Origin of the sequence: Gemmatimonas sp. (genome assembly GCF_036405635.1) — a bacterium.
In the GTDB taxonomy this organism is placed as follows: domain Bacteria; phylum Gemmatimonadota; class Gemmatimonadetes; order Gemmatimonadales; family Gemmatimonadaceae; genus Gemmatimonas.
Map to the genome: position 1 here is coordinate 1 of NZ_DASWXE010000137.1, position 6,190 is coordinate 6,190.

Below are 6,190 nucleotides of genomic sequence, written 5' to 3' on the forward strand. Positions count from 1 at the left end.
CGAAGCGGTGGCGGTGGATCGCGGGTGCTGCCGTGCTCGTGCTTGGCGGCATCATGGCCGTGCAACGTCCGTGGGAGACGAGGGTGGCCGATGTATCGCCTATTGTGGACACCGCGCGCGTTCCCGCTGACTCTGTCTCCACCACACCGGTCCCGATGGATTCTGTCGCGGCTCCGGTCGTGACCCCGCCAACCACCCGCACGGCAACGGGGGCCCCGGCCGGGGGACGACCCAATCGCCAGGTGCCGGCTCCCGCCCGCATCGAACTGTTTGCCCCCGACTCGGCGGAGCTCTACGTCGACAACAAGCTTGTGGGTTTCGGCCGCTGGAGTGGTGAACAACCTGCGGCTCAGCGTGTCGAAGTGCGCGCCGTCCTCCCCCACGCTTCGATCAGCTGCGAGTCGGCCATGTTCGACACGGTGCTGACGGGCCTGCGCGCCGGTCAGGAGACCGAGGTCACATTGGCGGTGCGGGACTGTGCCACGGTGCGCTACCTGATCAAGCCACGCGACGCCCGGGTGTCCTTCACGCCTCTCGAAGGGGGGCGCGTACGTGAACTGCGTGCCGACAGCGCTGCCGTCATGACTTTGCCCCAGGGACGGTACCTCCTGCGTATCTCGGCTCCACGTTGCAGCACTTTCCAGGACACGGTTCAGGTGACGCGCGCGTCCGGTGAGGCCGACATCTCCCGCACCCTGATTTGCTCCTGATCTGCTTCTGATCACCCGCTCCTGAGGTTCGCTCTCCGAGCAATCAGGTCCCCGCGCGACACCTGTCGCGTCACTTGCGACGCCCGGGATCCGCTCCGATGCTTCGTGGGTAGCAGATCTGCGACCAGGGGGGTGGCCATGCGGGTGCAGGAGCTGTTGCCGGTCGAAGCACGTGATCAGCGCTCGCTGAGCGATGCCTGGCAGCGCATTGTGCGCGATGGCGCGGGTGTTCCGCGTCGGGAGGAACAGGTGCGCACGGCCGTCCGAGCGTCGTGGGAGCGTTCCCTGCACCGCGGTATCGTGCCGACGCTCCCCCGCGCCCCGATGCTGCTCGATGATGCATCACTCGCTGAGCTCCGCGAGCAGGTGGACTGGCTCCCGCACGCCGAACTGGCGGTGCGCGCTCATGCCGGCGGCTCGGTACTGGATGGTCATATTCTGGCGCTGTTCGATGACCGGGCGCGCATGCTGGCTGCGACAGGTGACCCGCGCGCCCTCGATGGTCTGGCAGACATCAACTTCCGCCCCGGTGCGCTCTGGAGCGAAGACGCGGTGGGCACGAATGGCCCGGGCACGGCGCTTGCCCTCGCCCGCGCCGTGCACATCGTCGGTGCCGAGCACTTCTGCGAGCGGTGGCAGGGATGGCACTGCGCGGCGGCACCCATTCGTGATCCACTCACGCAGGACGTGATCGGTGTGCTCGACCTGTCCGGCTTTCGCGAGAAGGCTCACCCGCACACCCTGTCGCTGGCCACCGCCATTGCCGTGGCGCTCGAGCAGCGCCTCGCAGCACGCGAAGCCGAACGACGCGTGACGCTGCTGCGGCAGTTCGGATCGCTGGTCGGGCGCTATCCGTCGGATGCCATTCTGGTGGTCGATCGTGCGGGGGAGATCATCGCCTCGTCCACATCCGCCGAGCGGCTCGTGCGTCGTTTGCAGGCGTCGGGACATGAGGCCACCGATGTGCTGCGCACCATGAGTACGGACACGCGCGGCAGCAGCAGCCTGCGTCATCCACCTACCCAGGCCTTGGTGCGCGACGCGTCTCATCCGCTGCTCGGCGTCACGGCTGCCGTGCATGCCATGCATGACGGCCGCACACCCATTGGGGCGTGCCTCGTGTTGCCGCTGGCGCCCGGGATGCGCGACTCGCGAGAGACGCAAGACACACGCGACCTGCGCGATGCACGCGCGGTCCGCGATGACGCGACGTACACCACGCGCAGTAACAGAAGCGGCGGAATCACCAGCGATGTACGCACCCCCATGAGCGGGCCGACGGGACGGGGCGTGGAGTCATCGCGCTCCGGTCGTCGCGAAGGCACGCCGCGTGCCAGCGGTGCGCACACCGTGCGCTACAGCCTCGATGCCTTGCGAGGAGCCGCACCGGTGCTGGAAGAAGTCCGTCGGTTTGCGCGGGCCTGCGCCCGCACCGATCTGCCGGTGCTGCTGCTTGGCGAATCCGGGACGGGCAAGGAGGTCATTGCGCAGGGCATTCATGCCGCGAGCCCGCGTGCTCACGCACCCTTCGTTGCCGTGAACTGCGCCGCGCTTCCGCGCGAGTTGGTGGAGAGCGAGCTGTTCGGACACGTGGCCGGAGCGTTCTCCGGTGCGCGCCGTGATGGCGCCATCGGCAAGTTCGAGGCGGCGGATGGTGGCACGCTGTTCCTCGATGAGATCGGCGAACTGCCACCGGCGGCGCAGGCCGCGCTCTTGCGGGTGTTGCAGGAAGGCGAGATCACCCGGCTTGGCGCGACGTCCGGGCGTCATGTGGATGTGCGCATCATCGCGGCGACCAATCGCGACATCACGGGCGCGATCGCGAGCGGGCAGTTGCGTGATGATCTGTATCATCGCCTCAACGTGCTGACGCATTCATTGCCACCCCTGCGAGCCCGACCCGGCGACGCCACGCTGCTGGCACGGCACTTTCTGGGCACGGTCAGCGGATCGCTGGCCCGGGAGTTCGCGCCGTCGGTGCTGCATGCCTTCGAGCACTATCGCTGGCCGGGCAATGTGCGTGAACTCGAGAATCTCGTGAAGCGTGTGGCCGCGCTGGCAGAGTCGCCGGTCATCACGGATGACCTGTTGCCGGCCGCGTTGCGTGATGTGGCGTCCCGTGCTCCGGCCACGCGCTTCGAATCGGCATTCACGGTGAGCGCGCCCGTCGATGAGCTCGCAGCCGATTTGCCCGCCAATGACGCGTTACGTGAGCAACTCCGTACTCGCTACGCCACGCTGATCGCCTCGCACGCGACGATGCGTGATGCCGCCAACGCGATCGGCGTCACGCGCAGCACCCTGTATCGTCGTTTGCAGCGCATTGGGCTCGCGCCCGGCCGTGGAGTGCGCGACTCGGTCTGAGTCGCCTGCTGCGTCGTGTGTGGAGCGCTGGCGGGGCGCTAGCGCGCCACGATGGCGGTGCCGGCACCCAATAGCGCGCCCAGGCCGGCACCGGTCCAGAACAGCCCTTTGCGCCACCAGGGACGCAGGGGTTCGACAATGAGCAGCACGTGGTCGCGTTTCACCAGCGACACCTGCGACGTCACCTGCACGGTGGCGTAAGCGCTGTCTGCGGCGACCACTTTCACGCGGGCCACCAAGGCATCGCGTTGCCGGGGATCGATGGCGTAGCCGGACATCCCCGTGCGCAGCCACTGCGCTTCCTGCACGCGAAAGATCGCCGTGCTATCCGTGACGCTGTCAATCTCGAAGCGAGGCGCGTTGCGCGGAATGCGCGCCACGGGCGTCTGTGCAGAGGTCGGCTCGACGCGGCCACGTCCACACGCCGCAACCGCCACCAGTAGCAGGCAGTGCCATACCGCGTGACGACGATATGACCGGCTGTGCGTACGGGTGCTGCCAGGTGACGTGCCGCGGTTTGCCGGACCGTTCATCGCGTGAAGAAGGACCGCACGTCGTTGAAGGTCACCAGCAGGATGAGCGCCAGCACCGCCAGCACACCGACACGTGCGACGGCTTCCCGCGTGCGCATGCTGAACTCGCTGCCCTTGATGCGTTCGGCAAGCACCATGAGGATCTGACCACCGTCGAGGACCGGAATCGGCACAAGATTGAGGATGGCGATGTTCAGACTCAGGAATGCGATCAGCGACCACAGGGTTTCTGCGCCGTTCCGCGCCGCCTGCACCGATGTGCGCGCAATCTGAATGGGTCCGCCCAGATTCTTCGCCGACACTTCACCGGATATGAGGCCGCCGAGCACCTGCACCACATTGCGGGCCATGGTCCATGTGGCCCGGGTGCCCGATGTGACGGCAGCACCCAGCGCCACCGGTTCACGCACGACGGAGTCACGCACCATGATGCCCACGCGGCCCACCTTTCGCGGCGCACCGGTGACGGGATCGGTGGACTCGGCCAGCTGCGGTGTGATCTCGCGGCGCAGCGTGTCCGGGCCGCGCACCACATCCAGCGCCACCGAGCCCGACGTGATCGGAGAGACGCGGTCGAGGACCTGATCCCAGCTGCGCACCTTCTCGCCGTTGATGGCCGTAATGCGATCACCGGACTGCAGACCGGCGAGCGCGGCGGGGGCTCCCGGCACCACCGAATCGATCACCGCGGGCAGATAGGGATTGCCGTAGCGATAGTAGATCCCGCTCGACACCACGATGGTGAGCAGGATGTTCATGATCACGCCGGCCGACAGGATGAACACGCGGGCACTGGTGGATTTATTCTCCACCCAGCGATCCGCTGGCACCGCCTTCGGGCCGAAGGGCGCCAGTCCCGTCGGATCCCACAGCGACTCAGGCACTTCAGGCGGACGCTGTGGGGCGCCACCATCGAGCGAGCCCCGTTCGGTGGACGCGCCTTCGATGCCCGCCAGGGCTTCGTCGTCGCGCGACGCCATGCGTACATAGCCGCCGATTGGGAAGATGGACACGCGGTAGTCAGTCTCTCCGCGCTTCCAGCCAAAGAACCGACGCCCCCACCCCAGCGAAAACACCGGTGCGTACACACCGGTGAGCTTGGCGGCCATGAAGTGCCCGAGCTCGTGCACGAACACCACGAGACCGAACACGAGCAACGGTGCGATATAGACGGAAAGTGACGCCATCGTTGTCAGGACCCCACCCTGGCATGCACGTAAGCGCGCGCTGCGGCGTCCGCCGCAAGCAACGCGTCGAGCGAATCCCCCGGCATCGTGCCGTGTGCCTCGACCGCAGCCGACACACAATCCACGATACCCGCGAAGGGCAAACGCTCGTCAAGAAAATGCGCCACGGCGACCTCGTTGGCAGCATTGAACACCGCAGGTGCTGCCCCGCCCTGGCGCCCCGCTGAGATTCCGAGTTGCAGCATCGGAAAATCGGAGTGCCGCACCGGCTCGAAGGTCAGCGAACCGAGCCTAACCGGATCGAACGTTGGTACGCCTGTGTCAGGCACCCGTTCCGGCCACGTCAGCGCGTACAGGATCGGCAACTCCATGGACGGAACGCCCATCTGCGCCAACACACTACCATCAACAAACTCGACAAACGAATGCACGATGCTCTGTGGGTGCACGACCACATCGATGCGATCGTACGGAATACCGAAGAGGTGATGCGCTTCGATCACTTCCAGCGCCTTGTTGGCCAGCGTGGCGCTGTCGATGGTGATTTTGGCGCCCATCTGCCAGGTCGGATGCCGCAGGGCGTCGCCCACGGTGGCCTGCGCGATGCGCTCGGATTCCCACGTGCGGAACGGGCCACCGGACGCGGTGATGATAAGCCGCCGTACGTCAGACGGATCCCGACCAGCCAGACACTGCAGAATGGCCGAGTGCTCGCTGTCCACCGGGACCAGTTCCCCACCATGACGACGCGCCGTTTCGGTGACGATGTCACCGGCCATCACCAACGTCTCTTTGTTCGCCAGCGCGACGCGCTTGCCGGCACGGAGCGCCGCGAGCGTGGCCTGCAAGCCCGCAGCGCCCACCACCGCATTGATGACAACGGCGACGTCGTCGCGCGTGGCAGCCTCCACGAGGCAGCCTGGCCCTGCACCCCAATCCGCAGGCACATCGGCCGCTGACGGAGCCACCAGGCCCACGAAGGACGGCTTGAACTGACTCACCTGCTGCTGCAGGGCCGCAAGATTGCTGTGCGCGGTGAGGGCCACCGGCACAAATCGATGGGGGTGACGCGACAGCACACGCAGCGCACTCGATCCCACCGATCCGGTGGCACCGAGCAGGGCGACGCCGATAGGTGCACGTTGGGATGTCACCGTGGCATTCCCTGGCATGACCATGGTCTCGATTCCCGCCTCGGCGCCTGCCTCCGCGATCATCGCATTCCGGGCGCGGGAATCAGCAGCCAGTCGTACAACACGTAAGCGGTGGGCAATACGAAGAACAGCGAGTCGAGTCGGTCGAGCACACCGCCATGACCCGGGAACAGCGTGCCACTGTCCTTCACACCCGCTTCGCGCTTGAGCAGCGACTCGGCCAGATCTCCAACCTGTGCCGT

The 6,190-nt window shown here is 66.7% G+C and carries 6 protein-coding genes; 2 read left to right on the top strand and 4 right to left on the bottom strand.

Annotation, left to right across the window (positions count from 1 at the left end):
• On the top strand, positions 1–710 hold a 710-nt coding region (locus VGE27_RS11365; RefSeq protein WP_331049771.1), incomplete at its 5' end, for a hypothetical protein.
• 138 nt (positions 711–848) lie between these two features.
• Entirely contained in the window at positions 849–3,074 is a 2,226-nt protein-coding gene (locus tag VGE27_RS11370; RefSeq protein WP_331049776.1) for a sigma-54-dependent Fis family transcriptional regulator, read from the top strand.
• Positions 3,075–3,112: 38 nt separating this feature from the next.
• On the opposite strand, the gene VGE27_RS11375 is transcribed toward VGE27_RS11370, so the two are convergent.
• The 4 genes from VGE27_RS11375 to VGE27_RS11390 form a co-directional block, all read right to left on the bottom strand.
• Positions 3,113–3,607, bottom strand: coding sequence for a hypothetical protein (locus tag VGE27_RS11375; RefSeq protein WP_331049772.1), 495 nt, complete (start codon positions 3,605–3,607; stop codon positions 3,113–3,115).
• Entirely contained in the window at positions 3,604–4,794 is a 1,191-nt protein-coding gene (rseP, locus tag VGE27_RS11380; RefSeq protein WP_331049773.1) for an RIP metalloprotease RseP, read from the bottom strand. The genes VGE27_RS11375 and rseP overlap by 4 nt, the downstream gene beginning before the upstream one ends.
• Before the next feature lie 5 nt (positions 4,795–4,799).
• Positions 4,800–5,966, bottom strand: a complete 1,167-nt coding sequence (gene dxr / locus VGE27_RS11385) for a 1-deoxy-D-xylulose-5-phosphate reductoisomerase (protein WP_345788013.1) — start codon at positions 5,964–5,966, stop codon at positions 4,800–4,802.
• Positions 5,967–6,007: 41 nt separating this feature from the next.
• On the bottom strand, positions 6,008–6,190 hold a 183-nt coding region (locus VGE27_RS11390), incomplete at its 5' end, for a phosphatidate cytidylyltransferase (RefSeq protein ID WP_331049775.1).

Excerpts from the sequence above, each read along its gene's own strand:
- VGE27_RS11370 (WP_331049776.1), top strand. The coding sequence starts at position 849 with ATGCGGGTGCAGGAGCTGTTGCCGGTCGAAGCACGTGATCAGCGCTCG.
- VGE27_RS11375 (WP_331049772.1), bottom strand. The coding sequence starts at position 3,607 with ATGAACGGTCCGGCAAACCGCGGCACGTCACCTGGCAGCACCCGTACG.
- rseP (WP_331049773.1), bottom strand. The coding sequence starts at position 4,794 with ATGGCGTCACTTTCCGTCTATATCGCACCGTTGCTCGTGTTCGGTCTC.
- dxr (WP_345788013.1), bottom strand. The coding sequence starts at position 5,966 with ATGCCAGGGAATGCCACGGTGACATCCCAACGTGCACCTATCGGCGTC.